Source organism: Paenibacillus medicaginis (assembly GCF_042138635.1).
GTDB lineage: Bacteria > Bacillota > Bacilli > Paenibacillales > Paenibacillaceae > Paenibacillus > Paenibacillus medicaginis.
In genome coordinates this window covers 232,094-249,961 of sequence record NZ_JBHIRY010000001.1, presented here as the reverse complement: position 1 = coordinate 249,961, position 17,868 = coordinate 232,094, and the positions used below count along the sequence as shown (strand labels likewise).

16 protein-coding genes are annotated in these 17,868 nt (G+C 33.9%); 5 read left to right on the top strand and 11 right to left on the bottom strand.

Translation table 11 applies throughout. From position 1 onward, the window contains the following. Positions 1 to 18 precede the first annotated feature (18 nt). The 11 genes from ACE5LO_RS01680 to ACE5LO_RS01630 form a co-directional block, all read right to left on the bottom strand. On the bottom strand, positions 19 to 1,554 hold the full coding sequence (locus tag ACE5LO_RS01680; RefSeq protein WP_375518347.1) for a hypothetical protein: 1,536 nt from the start codon (positions 1,552 to 1,554) through the stop codon (positions 19 to 21). A gap of 38 nt (positions 1,555 to 1,592) precedes the next feature. After that, positions 1,593 to 3,347, bottom strand: a complete 1,755-nt coding sequence (locus ACE5LO_RS01675) for a terminase large subunit (RefSeq protein WP_375518346.1) — start codon at positions 3,345 to 3,347, stop codon at positions 1,593 to 1,595. 2 nt (positions 3,348 to 3,349) lie between these two features. Next, entirely contained in the window at positions 3,350 to 4,378 is a 1,029-nt protein-coding gene (locus tag ACE5LO_RS01670) for a YonG family phage-derived protein (protein ID WP_375518345.1), read from the bottom strand. A gap of 187 nt (positions 4,379 to 4,565) precedes the next feature. Then, positions 4,566 to 4,799, bottom strand: a complete 234-nt coding sequence (locus tag ACE5LO_RS01665; protein WP_375518344.1) for a hypothetical protein — start codon at positions 4,797 to 4,799, stop codon at positions 4,566 to 4,568. 125 nt (positions 4,800 to 4,924) lie between these two features. Then, on the bottom strand, positions 4,925 to 6,112 hold the full coding sequence (locus tag ACE5LO_RS01660) for a metallophosphoesterase family protein (protein WP_375518343.1): 1,188 nt from the start codon (positions 6,110 to 6,112) through the stop codon (positions 4,925 to 4,927). A gap of 4 nt (positions 6,113 to 6,116) precedes the next feature. Beyond that, on the bottom strand, positions 6,117 to 6,305 hold the full coding sequence (locus ACE5LO_RS01655) for a YonK family protein (RefSeq protein WP_375518342.1): 189 nt from the start codon (positions 6,303 to 6,305) through the stop codon (positions 6,117 to 6,119). A gap of 188 nt (positions 6,306 to 6,493) precedes the next feature. Continuing rightward, complete coding sequence (locus ACE5LO_RS01650) at positions 6,494 to 6,814, bottom strand: HU family DNA-binding protein (protein ID WP_375518341.1); 321 nt, start codon at positions 6,812 to 6,814, stop codon at positions 6,494 to 6,496. 113 nt (positions 6,815 to 6,927) lie between these two features. Next, complete coding sequence (locus ACE5LO_RS01645; RefSeq protein WP_375518340.1) at positions 6,928 to 9,537, bottom strand: hypothetical protein; 2,610 nt, start codon at positions 9,535 to 9,537, stop codon at positions 6,928 to 6,930. Position 9,538: 1 nt separating this feature from the next. Continuing rightward, entirely contained in the window at positions 9,539 to 9,724 is a 186-nt protein-coding gene (locus tag ACE5LO_RS01640; protein ID WP_375518339.1) for a hypothetical protein, read from the bottom strand. A gap of 33 nt (positions 9,725 to 9,757) precedes the next feature. Further along, complete coding sequence (locus tag ACE5LO_RS01635) at positions 9,758 to 10,039, bottom strand: hypothetical protein (RefSeq protein ID WP_375518338.1); 282 nt, start codon at positions 10,037 to 10,039, stop codon at positions 9,758 to 9,760. Positions 10,040 to 10,064: 25 nt separating this feature from the next. Further along, a complete protein-coding gene (locus ACE5LO_RS01630) occupies positions 10,065 to 10,292 on the bottom strand; it encodes a hypothetical protein (RefSeq protein ID WP_375518337.1) in 228 nt (75 codons plus the stop codon). A 168-nt stretch (positions 10,293 to 10,460) separates the two neighbouring features. Between ACE5LO_RS01630 and ACE5LO_RS01625 the strand changes: the two genes are divergently transcribed. From ACE5LO_RS01625 to ACE5LO_RS01605, 5 genes are all read left to right on the top strand, one after another. Beyond that, on the top strand, positions 10,461 to 11,498 hold the full coding sequence (locus tag ACE5LO_RS01625; RefSeq protein WP_375518336.1) for a tyrosine-type recombinase/integrase: 1,038 nt from the start codon (positions 10,461 to 10,463) through the stop codon (positions 11,496 to 11,498). A gap of 319 nt (positions 11,499 to 11,817) precedes the next feature. Beyond that, positions 11,818 to 14,100: an AAA family ATPase gene (locus tag ACE5LO_RS01620; RefSeq protein WP_375518335.1), complete on the top strand. Its 2,283-nt coding sequence runs from the start codon at positions 11,818 to 11,820 to the stop codon at positions 14,098 to 14,100. Beyond that, positions 14,078 to 14,899, top strand: coding sequence for a helix-turn-helix domain-containing protein (locus ACE5LO_RS01615; protein WP_375518334.1), 822 nt, complete (start codon positions 14,078 to 14,080; stop codon positions 14,897 to 14,899). The genes ACE5LO_RS01620 and ACE5LO_RS01615 overlap by 23 nt, the downstream gene beginning before the upstream one ends. Before the next feature lie 1,050 nt (positions 14,900 to 15,949). Beyond that, on the top strand, positions 15,950 to 16,396 hold the full coding sequence (locus ACE5LO_RS01610) for a hypothetical protein (protein WP_375518333.1): 447 nt from the start codon (positions 15,950 to 15,952) through the stop codon (positions 16,394 to 16,396). Between the two features lie 67 nt (positions 16,397 to 16,463). Next, entirely contained in the window at positions 16,464 to 17,687 is a 1,224-nt protein-coding gene (locus ACE5LO_RS01605) for a YonV family putative phage-derived protein (RefSeq protein WP_375518332.1), read from the top strand. Positions 17,688 to 17,868 lie beyond the last annotated feature (181 nt).

Sequence of the window (17,868 nt, the reverse complement as noted above, 5' to 3'; positions counted from 1 at the left end):
TTTTTAAATCTCACCTCCTTACCCTTCAGGGGTATCGTTGCTATTTGAAGTTTTTGAGCGTATAGTTGATTCACTTTCGGGATTCTCATTGGTCGGACGGCCACCGTTTTCTTCGCCCGTACTTATATAAGCACTTGCGTATGGTTTGATTTTGTCCTGAAGTTTCAATGTTTCTTGCTCATAGATCGACTGCTCTATATATTCATTAAAATCTACCGTACTAATATTATCTAGCACGGCCTTCAAACTAAACCCTTCTTGCGTGTGCAGTTTCATTAGGATATCAATTTTCTCTTTAAGGGTGAGTGGAGGTTCTTTGTCGTACTCAAGGAAAAAATCGTCAGAAACAGAAGAGGGCAGAACCAACTTAAACAGTTTACCATAGACATCCGTTTCCATATCTTCAAGCAATACTGCAATCTTTTTATAAAAAATGTCTAAATTAATTTTTGCAGATGCGAAGTTTGCTCCTGTTCCATTAGTCATTGATGAGCCTATCCCGTATGAAGAAGATACATCTTGATTTATGGAAACAAACTTCTTAGGATCGAGAGCGTCTGACTTCATTTCAGGGAACTTAATATCTGCAAACTCAGGAATAGAAACAACTGTTACGCCTTGAGTTTGATTCTTATCAAGCGCTGTTTTTACACCATTATGGATTTTTCTTTTGAGATCCTTGTTTAACTTTAAATTTGCATATTCTGGATTATCTTTATTGCCAATAGTCAATACAGCAATAGCGGAAATGATCTTATTGGCAATGGATTTTTCTAGGTCTTTTAATTTCTTCTTATGTTGCAAATCATATAGACCGGTCAATGACCAGTTTATCCCAAATGGTTGGTTTCGTTTTAAAGTATGAGTTCTGATACAAAATGTTCTATCCTGTGGAAGAGAGATGTATTGTTTATCTTTAGTTCTATCACTTTTGTATTCATTCACCATATCCATGGTTAAATAAGGAGACAGGTTGGCAGTTAATGCTATCTGTTCTGATTCTTTTAGACCAACAACCCAATCCAAATCAACATTGATTAACCATTCACCATTTAATCTGTAGGCAGGAAAAACTTTATCTGGCCTATCGAATATATAAGGATATGGATTTTTCTTATCACCAATCCATATTCCCGTTAGTGTACCGGTAGAAATTACTTGAGCAATAATATCCCTTGTCAATTGTTTATGCTTTACTTTTCTAAGTACCCTATTACAAGTGTCCATATTTTTCTCGTAGTTCTTACTTTTATCAAACGCAGTTATTTTGTAATTGAGAGAGGGGAGGACTTTTGTCATCTCAAACAATTGAAATACTTCACCAGAAGTAATGTAATAATAATGGGCGATGTTTTGCAAATCAATTATGTAATTATCGGGATTGGAAAGATATTTTAGTAACTGGTCCATTGTTACGTCTTTAATAATTCCATCGCTAAACATCTTACTAATAAACGCATCTGCAAATGCAGAAGTAGCCCGATTAATAGAAGATAATTCTCGATCTGTTTCCATGTCTGCAGCTTTCGCATTCATACTGGAAGTTTCAGTCAACTTTTCACCACCTTGAAAATCTTATTCTTTAAAGTCGATTAAAAATAAATGATGTCGTCTGACTCATCATAGGTATCTTCTTCTTCTTTTTCGAGAAACAAAGATATATAATAAAGCATATATGCAGTCGCAGAGTATCTATCCTTATCAACTCTTTTTACAACTTGTTCGACAGTAATTGTTGTCTGGGTCTTTTTGAGTCTTAGGTTGGCAATTTCATCAATTAAAAACTGCGTTTGAATACGAGCAGTTTCAACAGATAAATCACTAATATCTCTTCCGCTACCTTCCTTGATTTCATCGAATTGTTTAATAAGTTTTAGTTTTTCTGATTCCACATAATCAATAAACGTCCGTATGATTTCACCGTTAATACCCTGTGATTTTAAACAATAGACTAATGGGGGAGAGTTAGGAACACTAGGTTTTTGATCAGTATTAATAGTTGCCCAACATCCCAATTCTTCGTTAGTTTCTGGGTCTGTCACATCTTCTAATAATCTATCTACTAAACCTTGACCAATTGTAACTGCATCTATTACTACTGCTTTAACCCGTGATTTATTTATATCCAAATTCCCGCCATATCTATAGAAAATTTTCTTTACAGCAATTGACTGTTCTTTAAAGTTTAAGCCGTTTGGAGGTGTTATTATATTCACAATTTGAACTTGTCTGATAACTCCTTGTGGATTTCTAATGATCTTGCCGACAACAATAGCGGTTTTGTTATTGGATTCAGAAGCGGAACGAGCAACGTCAACCCCAATTACATATTCATTTAATTCGTAATTTCCACGTTTATCTTTTGGACATTCAAGTTCAGGATCTGAAATTACTCTAGCCTTCATTAACTTACTGACATTTAGTAGCGCACCATCACTTACACCAATCCAATCACACAGGTAATTTTGGCGAAATCTAATCACATTACCCTGTCTAGCCTTATTGATTACAGATATTTTTTGACGGCCAAAGTGAATAGGAATTCTCCAATCAGAACCGAATACATAGGTGCCTTTTAGATCGGTCATTTCTTTTACCATTGTTAGAATTTTTTCATATTCATCTGAGTTTTTGTAGCCCGAAGTTGAGAATCTATTAATTTGACCATTTAGTTCTGCAGGGTCAATTTCTCCTGTAACAGTAGTTCTAGGGATGTTAAAAATCGGTTCAATGGCATCTTCGTATAAGTCTTTATCAATAAGAGCACTTTCCTCTAAACTCCCTCGGCGTCTCCGCAGACCTTTTGATTGTTGGGCATTTGCCAAATTGTCAATTACTGCACCATTTGCGAACAGAACTCTACCACTGTCTTTTGCGAAGTTAGCAGATTTGATTTCATCTGCTATAGAGGGATAGAATCTTAATATCTCATCGTGCTTTTCTTTCCATATTTTCACCGCAGACTCTTTAGTTGAGGCTGTGATAGCGATTGTAATATTTGGGTGTGTGATAGCGGTATGATATGCGACCATTATCTGTACTAGGGTTTTGGAGCCACCACGGGGAATGCAAAAGTAATTTTGTTGAAATCTACTCAATACTCGCATCATTACTCTTTGGTAAAGATCAAGTTTTATTCCACCTGTTTCCGGTTTAATCATGTCAAAAAATATATCTGGATAAAAACGCAAGAATGCACAGAACTCTGTCCATTTATGTATATGTCTTTTTATAATATTTGAATTGTCGCTTGGTGTTGCCGGTGTATTAAACGAATCTTCATAGATGTCATATCTGTCAATGGTATGTTTATTATTTTTACTTTTGAAATTTTTATAACTAGCCAAAACTACTCACCATCGCTTTCATACAATTGCTCCTTATAAACTTCGCCCAGATCACGAAAAACATTGTTTCTTCTTTCTTTAAATTCTTTGATTTGATCCTCGTTATAACCTTGTTGTCCAAAATGTTCTTCCAACATGTCATCGTAGAATGCCCAAACGTCTCTATATGAAACCGACGGTTTATCTTCCAATCTTCTGTTGTAATTTACTGTTGCCCAGATAACTAAATCTACATCGTCATAAGGTTGTTCGAGAACTTTTGGAAGCAGAGGAATGATACCAACCTCGCTTTCAACCGCTTCGAATAATTGAGCTAGCACATCTACTCCACCACTAATGTCGCTCTTACTCAATTGCGAAACATTGATTTTTGCATCTTGTGCTGCTTTAGAGGCTAAGGTTCCCCATTCTTTAGCTTCTTTAACCTCGCCTTTTGCCGTTGCCATTTCTTCTTTTACACGATATCGGATATATGTAATTAGTCCTTCAGTATGTAAAGCTGTTTTTTCCCCGTAGTTATTTATCAGACGTTTGTACTTTTTTTCGAATGCTCTATACTCATCGTTCGAATAACCAATTCCCCATTTATCAATAATTTCGTTCGTTATTTTATCTGTAGGGGTAAATTCGCTTCCTGATTTTCTTTTTTCGGGTTGATCAATTTCTGAGATTAAATCTGTCGGTTCCATAATGCTATGCTTCCAAGTTTCATCACGATGATTAAGCACCACAGATTTTAAATATATACCAAATGGTTCGCTACTTTTTTTAGAAGCTTCTTCGAGTGATGATTGCCAAAGATCATAAATAAATGGGCGGTTCATTTGTAGAAGCAAATCTTTGACATTATTCAAATCATTGGTGTTTAAATTTTTCTTCAAACATTCTTTGCAGACAGGGAAACGGGAGTCCGCATGAAAATCGCTGTTTGATAAGAAAAAAGATGTGTTTGCAATTTTTAGTTTGTTACAGCTTATGCACTGCTTTTTATTATTTTTCACTTCATTAACTTCATTTTTTGCTTTAGACATTAGTCACCACCTTTAGATTTCTCCCTGTGGGTAAATAAAGAAGGTGGATAGGAGGGAGAAAGCCTGTTTACGAACCCTTACAACAGAGTTCTCCACCTTCTTTAGTAAAAACATTAAAGCACACCAGACGTATCTGATGTGCCCTGTATGATCTTACTAATCTAAATTATGTAGAGCTTGAATTTATTTATTTAATTTTTTCGATAAGATCAAGGATTTCTTGGGGAACATAACGATCTTCTTTCTCACGACCATCAGAATATACGGCCAAAGTTTGTTTATCATATACCGGATAACCATATTCATAAGCCATATCTACTTCTTTGTACTTGCCATCAGTGCCAGTGTATTGCTTGGCAATTTCTTCGTCTGCTACAATATGGAGTACTTTGGAATTGTCAATATAGGCAAAGCCTTTCATTTTACCACCCCCTCTCAAGTATATATTTTCGGCTCCTATGTCCGATAGCGCGTTGCGACGGCAATTTGCCCCACCGTCCGGGTAGTGATTAATGAAATGAGAATTTGATGGTGCTAATATTGACATCACTTCAATTCAAAATCATATGTACACTTAATTCTTGGTCCATCAAAAATATGCATTTTCTGCATAGGCTCAGCATAAAAACGCTTGGTGAGGGCATAGTCATCGATTCCCATGAGACTGCCGTTAGAAATCACTTTTGTACGTCCGTATTCTTTTACGGTATCATGGTGGATATGTCCGCAGAATACGTATTTTGGTACAAATCCGAGTAGTTGAGGGAGGGTACGGGCTACAGAGGCAACATGATCAAGATCACCGTGAACATAAACATGTTTTTCTCCATCAACCTCATCTATATAATAACCATCGGTATCCTTCACGATTTCTACATTAGAGAAGGCGGCTAATCTGGATTCCAAGTACCAAGGAATCAAGTATTCAAGATTTTCACGATGTAGAGCCTCAGTTTTATTAGGGATTAACCTAGAATGATTACCTATGATTGTAATAAGCTTAATTTTATCGAAATGACCGGAAAGTTCCGCTACAGATTCTGCGATTACCTCAGCCACGATTTGAAGTTGTCGTATAACATCTTCAGATGCTTGTACTCTGGTAGAAACATGGATTGCCCCGGAAATCATATCTCCGAGGTCGGCAATAGTCAATTCAGACACATTATGAATCCTACCTGTTTCAATAACCTTGGAGACAAGTTGCTTAACGCGCTCTTTAAAGATGACCAAACTGTATGTATTTAAACTATTCCTGATTTCAGATCCTACATGCCAATCTGACCAAAGAGTATTGGCTTTTGTGTTTGACAGGGTAGGGGAGGGCGGTACAAATTTCAACGGTTTGTGCTTTGCTAATTCTAAAATAGACTTATGAATTTCGTCTTTCAAGTGTTCGAAGCGTGCTTGTGAACGAACAATATTTGTGTATTCGCGTTTTTGATCTTGAAACTTAAACCGTTCCTTTTGAAATTCAAGAGTTTTATCCTCGATTTCTTTAACAACTTCATTATCACTGACAAATGACTTCTTGGCGTATTCTACACCATCTCTAAACGAAGAGAACCGTTTTCTCCACGTAGACTCGTTGTAACTGTTGCCAGTAGACTCATTCATTAGGTCCCGGATTTCCAGCCAATCAAGGTTGTAAATATCCTTATTTGAACCTACACGATACAAGTAGGAATCTACAGTTTCATCCTGTTTTCGTTTTGCATCTGGAGCAACCGGCATTTAATCACTCCTCTGGTTTAGGCTCTACTGGAAACTCTTCTTTGATGGAAATTGTAATTTGTTTACCATCAAAACGACGAAGTTCAGCCAATAGGTCATATGTAAAAGAGCCTTCTTTGGTTACTTCATGAATCTCCATAGTTTCAACTTCCAGATCACCTTTGAATTGAACAGAATTATTTCGTTTTGCCATTTATTTTTCTCCCTATGAAATTATTATTTTATCTTATCAGTAACTTTGGGAATTTGCCCAAGACATAGTAGGGGAGAGGCGTTTTTCACACCTCTCGATTAAATTCACATTTTATGGTAGTGAACACCGATAGTACCACTCGCTTTCAGGGCAGCGAAACACCTAAACCGATTATGTATTATATAATTTTATTTAACAGATTCTTTGAGTTTGCCAGCAGGCTTGAAAGCAACAGCCTTGGAAGCTGGAATATCAATTTTCGCTTGTTCTTTTGCGGTTTCCTCATCAACACCTTGGGCTTTCAATTCCTTCAGAAGTGTAGGATTAATGCCGGTGCGAGCAGAACGGGCGCGCACTTCATAAGTACCATGACCTTTAACATATACTTTTTCACCATTAACTAAAGCGTTATCGACAGTTGAAAATACTGCTTCTACTGCAGCCCATGCATCTTTTTTTTGAATTCCTGCTATTCGTACAACTTCATTGATAATATCTTGTTTGTTCATGTTTTTAATTCTCCCTTAATTTTTTATTTTATGAGAGGGAAATACCCCCTATCATATGTAGACCTTTAATGTAATTAAAATTACCTTTATTTATAAAGGTTTTTTGTATGTTTTTACTTCAAGAGTGTGTCGTTTTTGGCTAAAAATGCATCAATAAATGTTGTTTTATTAGACATATGAAGGGTCCTTAATAATCTGGATGCGATTTTATCTTTTTTATTTTTTGATACTTTATATATTAGTGAATACATAGTGTTTTCATTAATCAGTAGTTTATCTACAAAGAATTTGTAATACCTTATGATGTCATCAATCCTTCTGTCTCGTTCTTCTTCGGACAAGTTGCTACCATATGTATTATTGATCTTTTCTACCATTGTCTCAACATAGTTATTTATCTTATATTCCTGTCTTCGAATTACATTTTTTAATGACCTTTGGATCAATAAATCATACAGGGGAATATCATCTTTCTTATCTGCATAATTTAAATCACTCATTTCTTCATAAAGAAAATCCATTGGACAATCATATCTACTTGTTATTATCTCTGCAGATTGACTAACATATTTCCAAAATAACGGCTTTTCTTTTTTCAACTCTTTTGCCTTGGAAATATACTCTATTTCCTTATTGATGTTAATATCAAACATTTTTTTTGCAAGATCAATGCATATTCCAGATAGAACGGTTACAACGTCAATCTTCTTAATTAATTCGAATACCTCATCTTCTTTCTTACCATTGTTTAGTAAATCCCAGTATCTTGACATACAAAGTTGACCTGTGTTTACTGTTCTACCAATGTATTTTTGGCTGTTAGAAAGTTCATTATCGATGATTGCCATATCTTCGTTACATACTCTATATTCCCGTTTTGAACTACTTACTTTGTTAATGCAAACATTATACTCTCCAAAAACTCTCTTTGTAATACTTAAGAGATGATCATTATCAATCAATAATACAGTATCACTGTCATAGTCACTGCCAGATAAAATATCTTGCAGTGGGAATTGAATTGCATTTACACAAACTATATTATCAGTTAGATTGAAATACTTATTGATAATTGCATTATGTCTATTTCTAACAAGAAGAACGTTATTTGGACTAGTGTGCGGATTCCTGAAGCCTGTTAATTCTTTTTCTTCAAACATGGTTGTATAAACTTCATTGTAGGTTAGTACAACAGGTTCAGGATTCGCAACATTCAATTTTCCGATAGTATGATATAAAAATTCAATAGGGTTACCAAGCATTACACAATAATCTCCGTGCATTCTCACTTTGCCATTCTTTATATGTGTAACATAGCCGTTGATTGTATTCTTTCTAAATTTCCTAAAAATCTTGGTATTTACGATGTCCGGATTTCTCTCATATATATCTGCAAACATTTCGTTGCTGTTCATATCATTCTTGTTATCCTTTATATATTCGATAAAGAAATCATCATTGTTCTTCAATTTATTTATGTATTCTTTTTCAAACTTAGTCAACACATTAATATCGTCTTTAGTCATTGGTAACGAATTAAGCATTTGATAACTAGTCTGCTGCAGGACTCTCCCCCGATCATCAACGCCTTGCTTAGACATTTTTTCGCTCTTGCAAACTCCAAACAGACATCCATCTTTTATTACAACGTCTTTCCAATATCCCCACATGTCTTTTTCGGTTCCTTGCAACTTACTGAATTTTAACGCTTTAAGGCTGCTTGGTGTAGTAATCAGATGAATATCTTTTGCAAAGACCTTATCATTATTGAACATACTGGGGATCTGCCAATTCTCATATTCAATATCATCAGGACAATTGTCCTTAAGGAATTGTTGGATGTTACAGTTGAACGCTGCACTTTTAAACATGTGATTTCTAAGAAGTATCATTGACTTCCCGGGCGGGAAATAACTCGCCTCTAACAATGACTCCCCGTCGAATAGGCTGTTTTCAATTTCGGCCATTTCTTCAAAACTGTCTAAGAATCCGTTTTCGCCGGTTCTCACAACATTACACTTCTGACTGAATACGCTCTTAACATCATCTACTATCAAGATATTATTTGGATTGATATGAATAATACTTTCAATCGATGACCCAACTAAGCTTTCATAAGCCAGTAGGGAGGGGTAGTCAATTTCTTTATCTTTTGTTTTGTTTCCAAAATCTAACCCCATACGACTCCATTTAATCATTGGTTTATACAATTTTTCTTTAATGAATAAACACTGTCCGACTCTAGATTTAGCACTTGATCTTTTATAGACTACATATTTTACTCCGTTGAGGACAAAACCATTCGTGTATAGTTGCTTTCTAAGTTCAATTTGTGAGATACCTTTCCACTTATCTTCGTGTAATTCGGTTTTGATTTGTTCAATAAATTTAATCAATTTTTCTTTATATTCAGGTTTATTATCTAATTTTTCGATTTTAACCTCAAGTTTCTTTATGATTTGATTACCAGAATCTACTTTCTGACGGAATTTCACATTGATTACATCGGTCGAAAGCAGTTTATCACTGGTTTTCTTCCGAGTGGTTCTTAAACCTAAGTCAATTAGTTTATTCAGTTCTAGACTAGATGGGATCATTCCTATGTATTTTAAATCTAATTCTCTATCTCTATAAATATGATTATAAATGTCGTTCCCTTCAATAGAAGGGATGTAAACGGGTTTATGTAGATCAGTTACGTGAGAAAATTGGTTATTACTCAAATTATTTCAACACATCCTTCGTATCATGATTAATAATAGTTAAATAACTTTGATATTCTGTAATGGTTACTTCTGTGCCATTAGGGCATAAATGTGTATATTCATCTGGTTCAAAATCATATTCTAAGAAATAAACATCATCGTCGTCGTCATAGGGAAGCCAGTTTCCGTCATCATCTATATACATGCCAAGTCCTGCGGCTACGCTATCGATTGATTCTTAACATTCACAATCAGAGTGAATCTCTAGACATTGCATACAAACACTTTCTTCATCTACATCAGCCTCTTCAATTTCTATAGCAAATTCATCTTTAATGAAACTATGTAAAATCTCTTTGGAAACTCTGGTATTAATCAATAACATATATTTTCTTTTCTCACCTGTGAATTCAGAATCGAAAGTAAATCTGGGCACATCGTCTATATCATTTTCAACTCGTAGATTTTCTGCCATCAATACAGGCGTATAATCATTTAAATATCTTTCAAGGTGTTTCAATATTCTAAACAACTCCTTCAATAATTTATTTATTATGAATAAATTCTTTTGTCACACTATGTATTGGCTTAAATGGTTCTCTATAATATAATCTCTGTGCATTATTCTTTAGCCATATGTAATGATCGTCAGATGTATCATTAATAAATTCCAAATAATCATCCCGTTCTAAATCCCTATCATTGACCACTTCATCATCCAAATCTACACCATCATAATAATCGTCCTGCCATGTTCTAAAATACCTGTTCACTCATTAATTCCTCCATCAGTATGTATTATTAACCACCTCTCTTTCGGTGATTCTGATATCAGTTTAACATATAAAATAAAATATTACAATAATAATTTAACGTATTGACTTATATGGTACGGAAGTTTAAAATGATATCAGATAAGAAAATAATGGGAGGTTTGAATGATGAATAATGTAGTAGCGATTAACCAAAACGGTGCAAATGTATATGAGGACATTATGACATTTTTGGCGCAACATCGGATGGCAAGTGTAAACACAAACTTAAAGTATGAACGCAATATCAGAGACTTTTTCATGTACATAAGAAATAAAGAAATTGAAAATTTGTCAGATGAAGATTTGAATATCCGTAATGCTGATGTTGTCAAATATCAGGCATATCTTCAGCAAATAGGTCTATCCAATAACACAATCAACAGTTATCTGGCTGCTATTTCAAGTCTGTACGATTTCCTTGAGGTGAATGAATATCCTTTGAAGGCTAAAACCGTGAAAGTGAAACAATTGCCTGATGATAGCAAGAGTTATGGAAAACTCTCCATGCATGAAGCAGAAACAATGGCCCAATTGGCTAAAGAGCAGGTTAAGGGTCAAGAAAAATCTGCTCTCATTAGGTTGGCTTATACAACCAGTTTCCGTAAAAGCGAACTTCTGTCGCTGGAATGGGATGACATTGTATATAATGCTGAACAGAATGTTTACATTGTGACAGTGATTGGGAAAGGACAAAAGAAGCATTCTAAGCCAATATCCGTAGACATGCATAATGAACTCCTTAAGATTAAAGAGCAGGCATATTATACCCGATATAACGATAACAAAATTTTTCATTTATCTAAAACGACTGTTCAGGATATGATTGAAGCACTTAAACAACAATTGAATATAAGCGAACAACGTAATGTAGCGTTTCACTCGCTTCGTAATGTGTTGGCGAATTACATCAAGGAAACAGAAGGAGACATATTCAAGATTAAACAACAGTTAGGACACAGTGTCTTGAACACATCAATGAAATATATTGATGAAAATAATGATAACTATGCTGAATACGCCGGTATCCAGATTGAGAATAAAATTGACGACTCGATTTTTGATGAACTTTCCCATGAAGAGTTGTTAGGTCTGGTTAAAGGAATGGGAAATGGTGTGGGTCTTCAGTTGAAAGTGGCAGCTAAGAAAATTGTGGAGGGGAGATGAGTAAGATGATAAAATAAATTATTGAAATAATAATTATTGTGTGATACATTTGATTCGTAGCCAAGTGGTTACGAATTTTTTATAAAGGAAGGTGAAGATATGTTGCAAGTGTTGAACCCTAGTGAGTATAAAGATATTATCCGACAACAAGGACGGAATATGTCATGGGTGTGTAGACAATTAGATTGCAGTTATAGTTTACTGTATCAGTTCCTTAGAGGAACTAAATCAATGAAAATAGAACGTATTGAAAAGTTGCACAAAGTATTAGGAATCGAATAGAAAAATAAAATAAAAATAAATAACAAAGGAGTTTTATATGAACGATATTATTGAAACAATTTTAGTTCCAGAAAAATGTCTCTATCCAAATCCTGCATCAAATTATTATATTTATGCCTGTTCAACTGATGACCCAAGCATAGAGAAAAATACATACAATAATGTTTCAATCAAAGGTAACATGCAACGTCTAGATATTGGAGTACCATATAAAGCACAAATTCAATTGGCTGAGTTTAACCCTAGGTATGGTGCGAGTTATAATGTGCTCTCCATTTATCAAGATATTCCTGAAAAAGCAGAAGACCAAAAAGATTACTTGAAAGCGATTTTGACGGATTTACAGGTTGAAGCAATTTATAACACATACCCAAATGAGAACATCATTGAATTGTTTAAAGAGGGTAAATTTGACTATACAAGAGTTAAAGGATTTGGCGAAGTAATCTATGAAAGAGCAAGGAAAAAGATATTGGAGAATTTAGAATTTCAAGAATTGTTTAGTTATCTTGGAAAGTACGGAGTGACTTATGACACAATAAAAAAGTTGATGATTGAATTTGGATCTGCCCAAATAGCCATACAAAAAATTACTGAGTGTCCTTACGAACTGATTCGCGTTCAGGAGATCGGTTTTAAGAAGGCAGATGCAATTGCGCGAAATATGGGGATACCTATTGAAGACCCGTACAGGATTCAATACGGTATTAAGCATGTTATTGGGAAGGAACAAACAAGCGGTCATACATATATAAAATATGATGATCTAATTAAAAGAAGTAAGGAATTATTACAGGTAACAGAAGATTTAATTGAAAATCAAGTGTTTAAAGCAGAAGGATTATATATCGCAGAAGATCGAGTTGCACTGGAATCTACTTTCAAGTCTGAAAAATCTATTGCAGAAATTCTAAATGAAATGCTGAATAAGTCAAAAGAATTGAAATTTGATCCTGAAAAATTTATAGTTCGCATGGAAGAAAAATACAAGAATGTTCTGAAAAATGGATTGTCTGATCAGCAGAAATTATTTTTCCATAATATAAAGAAGTACAATGTAAATGCTCTTGTTGGGTTTGCTGGTTGCGGGAAATCGATGCTTCAGAAATTATTGAAGGATTTACTATTTGAAATTGGCTTAACGGCAAAATGGTTATCACCAACGGGGAAAGCTGCAAAAATACTATCCAACTATACTGAAGAAAAAGCATATACGATACACAAAGCGATTGGATATGGAATGGATAAAAAAGAAAAAGATATGATCGAAATTACGGAGGATTTTATAATCATCGACGAGACATCTATGGTTGATGTTTTCTTATTATCAATGTTGTTAAAGAAAATAAAAAATCCTTCTGCGAGAATTCTATTTATAGGTGACAGTTTTCAGATTCCGTCCGTATTTGCAGGCAATGTACTTCACGATATTATTGAAAGTAAAATTATCCCCATCACCAAGTTAGATATTGTCTTTAGGCAAAACGAAGGTGGTATATTGGATATAGCAACGAAGATACGAAAAGGTGAAAAGTTTATTGATAATGAATTTTTCGGTAAGATCATGTACGGAAATAATTTACTAATTCACTCTGTAAAATCAGAACATATGACAGGTGGATATAAACATTATTATACAAACTATTTGGAGAAATATTCTATTGAGGATATCATGACCCTATCTCCTACCAAGAAAGGAGATCTGGGAACTGTCACGATAAATAAAACTATTCAAGACATTGTAAACCTTCAAACCGATGCAAGCAAGGAACTTGAATTTGGTGAGGATAGCGTATTTAGAATCGGTGATTATGTAATTAATACAAAAAATACTTATGACATTTTGAATATGGACAATAATGTAGTCGAAATAGTAAATGGAGACACAGGGAAAATACTCGACATTGTTACGGATTGGAAGCCAATTAAAAGTAAAAATTCAGAAGATGAGTTTGAACAAGATGGGAACGGCATAGTTGTTGACTTTGATTTCGATGTAATATGCATCCCTCTCCCGGAAAAATTGCAGTTACTTCATGCATGGTGTCTAACAATGCATAAATCACAAGGTTCAAGTGGCAAAGCAGTTCTCATTGTAATGGACAAAGCTCATAAATATCAATTGAATGCTAATTTGCTTTATACGGCCATCACTAGGTCGGTCGATTATTGTATAATTCTTTGTCAGGCAGATGTGATCAATCAGGCTATGAGGAAAGTCGAAAATCTAAGAAGAAATACTTTTTTGTGCGAATTATTGAGGAAAAGTAAGGAGCCTTATTTGAGAGGTGAGGTGAATGAATCAAAAACAACTGAATAAATTGCTGTCACCAAACGACAGAGAGGAAATTTATATCCCAAACGAAATATTCAAGGATATATTCAACAGCGAACAATTAAAATCCGCTAAAAGTATAGCATTTACTTATAATTATTACTGCTTAATCACATACCTCTATAGATATTGCAAATATGGGCAAGGAGAATTTTTTACTTCTGAATTGATAAAAGAGATATTGGGTTATGCGGGTAATAATAAAACTTTGGATTACATTATTAAAAAAAATGGTATTTTAGATTGTCTTCAATATACATTAACAATGCGTAATTTCCCCATTTCTTATGAGATGGGGGATTACAATATTTTAAACTTCACTATGTACTCAGATTTAGATCTGGAGACTAAAATAATAATTAATATGTCTAAAAATTTCAAGATAAAGTATCCAGTTAAAGCCTTTCACAGAACAGAAGAAAGCAGAGATGAAAATTTGAATGATGGAACTTTTTATGATATCAGTAATACACATTTGTTTGATATAAATATTTTTATTGATATGGTTGGGAATGAGGAGATCGGTACCATTGGATTTTATCTTTATCAGTATTTGAAATATAAGAACGATTTGTTTAAGGGTGGATACACAGTAAGCTTCGAAAAGTTAGAGAAAGAGTGTGGAGTTAGTAAAAACACGATAATGAAATATTCGAATTTGCTGGAGAGCAAAGGTTATTTAGATGTCATTAATAATGGCTATAGGGATGACCATAGAGAAAATGATGAAGGTAACTCTAAACACATGTTCCCAAACACATATAAAGTGTTGTGCAAAGGGTGAAAAGTGTGAATTCAAAAAGGTTAAAGATATGGGAAGTTTATAATATAATATATAATAGGCTGAAAACTTGGAGATATGATAATTTAAATTGTTAAGGTGAGGTATTGAGAAAGGTATTATATATATTATTTTACTTCCCAAAAGTTTAACCTTTTTTGATAACTGAATTGTTGGAGAAATCAAAATTGAAAAAATCATCGAGGTAAAAATTTTGATGATCGACGAAGTGTTTATCGATGAGGGAATTAAAAATGGTGAAAAATCTAAGTGTAGCAAGGATAAATTGGACTTTTTGCAGTTGAATGAAAAATTGAATATCATTTGTATCGGTAAGTCCTTGTGCTGCAAGGGCTTTTTCGTGTTTAAGGGGTGAATTTGGGTAGTTTGGATAGAATGTAAAGAAAATGGAAAGTTGAAAAAGCTAGATGTAGCAAGGGTTTCTATCGAGCGCACCGATAGAGATATCGATAGGATTTTAGGTGAAATTTGATGGGGAGGGGAATTAAAAAATAAGTTGAGTGTCGAAATAGAAGTGCTGCAGGCCTATCTGTAAAATGGTCCCAATTTCCCGATGTAAAACACCCCCACCCATACGGCATAGATGGTATAGAAGGTACGTTATATATCACTTATGATCGTCATCTGTAGGCTGATGCTTGCCCTGTTACCGGATCAATTAACTTTAAAAAATTTCCAATTATCTGCAATTTAAAATTTAAAATTGTGCGCTCTTATATGTGTGCATAGGGCATAACATGTGACCATATCGTCACATAATGATTTTGGGATCGTTCAACACTTATAACTATAAACTATAACGTATTATAATCTTATTGCATATATCTATGTATCAGTCCCTATAAACAAAACATGTCTCAAATGATAACTACTACACATTATTATAACAATAGCTTATATAGCTATAGTGACTACAGCATAACATAATCACCGACTGATAGAACTACAAATAAAATAAAATATTGACATAAAATATAATTGTGTGTTAAAATGAGTTATAAGTTAAAATACATATTGATGGAGGAATTGATTATGAAGACAACGAAAGAAGAAAGAATCGTGAAACTAATCCGTGATTTCATTAGAATAGCAGAAGGGAATGTGAAATTGGCTGCAACAATTTACGAACAATACAAAGATAAGAATCCATACCAACATGCTGCTAAATTAAGCACTGATGAAAGAACTTTCTTCAGTAATGCAGTAACTGAATATTTTGAAGAAGTAAATAATGATAATAACAATGATATTCAAACTTTGTTTAATCAGTTACCATATGAAGCACAGCAGCAGATAGAGGATACATTAAGCGACGAGGGTAAAACACTTGATCAAGTTGATGTTCCATTTATTAAAAATGAAATTGAATGGACTATTAACAGGATGCAGATGGATATGGAGGACGGTGAAACAGATGGGGAAAGAGAACATTCAGTAATTGCTGGATGCGAAAAGGTATTGAAGATTATTGATAAGTAAGAGAACTTCGATTTTTTATAAACTAAATAAATATAATATAAGTTAACTCATAAAGAGGAGGAGTCAAATGACCATAGTTAAAGTTGTTGATAGTATCATGGGATCGGGTAAGACAAGTGCAGCCATTAACTTAATGAACAGAATAGACAGCAATAAATACATATACATAACACCTTTTCTAAACGAAATAGCAAGGATTAGAAATGTGTGTACGATTCGCAAATTCTTCGAACCTAAGGTATATGAAAAAGATGGGGAAAAGCTATTCAAATTTGAATCTCTTCATAAACTCTTATCTGAAGGTAAAAACATTGCAACCACACACGAACTATTCAAGGGTGCTACAGATGAAACGAGGGAGTTGATTTATAATGGTGGATACACATTGATACTTGATGAAGCAATGGAAGTAGTGAGGGAATTAAAAGTAACACCAGATGATATTGAGATGCTTTTAAAAGAATGGATGTATGTTAAAGATGGATTAGTGTTATGGGATACAGATAAAGAAAAAGACAAGGGAGTATACCAAGGAAAGTTTCAATCAGTTAGGAGATATGCATTAAATCACAACCTTATATTACATGGTGGCAAGATATTGTTATGGAACTTTCCTTCTGATGTATTTAAATTGTTCAATGACTCATATATTTTGACTTACCTATTCCCTGCACAACTTCAGAAATATTATTTTGATTTGCATGGTATTAACTATGAATACTATAGAGCAATTAACGAAGATGGAGAATATAAGTTTATAAAGAAAGATGATTATACCGACACTGAAGTAAAAAATAAAATTAAATCATTAATACATATTTATGATGGGGTTTTAAACAATATAGGCGACGATGAATATGCGCTTTCTAAATCATGGTACATAAATAAAACACATCTTCATAAACAACTTAAAAACAACACTTTAAACTATTTCAATAACATTATGAAATCCAAGTCCAATGATAATATGTGGGGTACTTATAAAGACTATAAGCCAAAGATAAGCGGTAAAGGGTATACTAAGGGTCATGTATCTATAACTGCACGTAGTACGAATGAGTATCAACATAAGAAGGTTTTGGCCTATACAGTAAATAGATATCTTAGCCCTATATTAGATGGATATTTCAACTCAAAAGGGATTAGAGTTAATCAGGATATGTTTGCACTATCTGAAATGATCCAGTGGATATGGAGAAGTGCAATAAGAAATAATGAAGAAATACATATTTATATTCCATCCAAGAGAATGAGGAGAATATTAAACAATTGGCTTGAAGACGTTAACTAATAAAACCTTATTACTTCGAAAGTTATAAACTGATAAAAAAATGCTTAGTACGACTGTCTTTTTTTCCTCTTACCCATAGAGGCGAGGGGGTATAATAAATATAAATAATCAATACATCAGAGCCAAAGAAAAACGTTTTGTCTCTGGCCGTTCCATCTAAAGATGTTACGGCTTATTTTAT

Excerpts from the sequence above, each read along its gene's own strand:
- ACE5LO_RS01670 (WP_375518345.1), bottom strand. The coding sequence starts at position 4,378 with ATGTCTAAAGCAAAAAATGAAGTTAATGAAGTGAAAAATAATAAAAAG.
- ACE5LO_RS01665 (WP_375518344.1), bottom strand. The coding sequence starts at position 4,799 with ATGAAAGGCTTTGCCTATATTGACAATTCCAAAGTACTCCATATTGTA.
- ACE5LO_RS01660 (WP_375518343.1), bottom strand. The coding sequence starts at position 6,112 with ATGCCGGTTGCTCCAGATGCAAAACGAAAACAGGATGAAACTGTAGAT.
- ACE5LO_RS01655 (WP_375518342.1), bottom strand. The coding sequence starts at position 6,305 with ATGGCAAAACGAAATAATTCTGTTCAATTCAAAGGTGATCTGGAAGTT.
- ACE5LO_RS01650 (WP_375518341.1), bottom strand. The coding sequence starts at position 6,814 with ATGAACAAACAAGATATTATCAATGAAGTTGTACGAATAGCAGGAATT.
- ACE5LO_RS01640 (WP_375518339.1), bottom strand. The coding sequence starts at position 9,724 with ATGTATATAGATGATGACGGAAACTGGCTTCCCTATGACGACGACGAT.
- ACE5LO_RS01625 (WP_375518336.1), top strand. The coding sequence starts at position 10,461 with ATGAATAATGTAGTAGCGATTAACCAAAACGGTGCAAATGTATATGAG.
- ACE5LO_RS01620 (WP_375518335.1), top strand. The coding sequence starts at position 11,818 with ATGAACGATATTATTGAAACAATTTTAGTTCCAGAAAAATGTCTCTAT.
- ACE5LO_RS01615 (WP_375518334.1), top strand. The coding sequence starts at position 14,078 with ATGAATCAAAAACAACTGAATAAATTGCTGTCACCAAACGACAGAGAG.
- ACE5LO_RS01610 (WP_375518333.1), top strand. The coding sequence starts at position 15,950 with ATGAAGACAACGAAAGAAGAAAGAATCGTGAAACTAATCCGTGATTTC.
- ACE5LO_RS01605 (WP_375518332.1), top strand. The coding sequence starts at position 16,464 with ATGACCATAGTTAAAGTTGTTGATAGTATCATGGGATCGGGTAAGACA.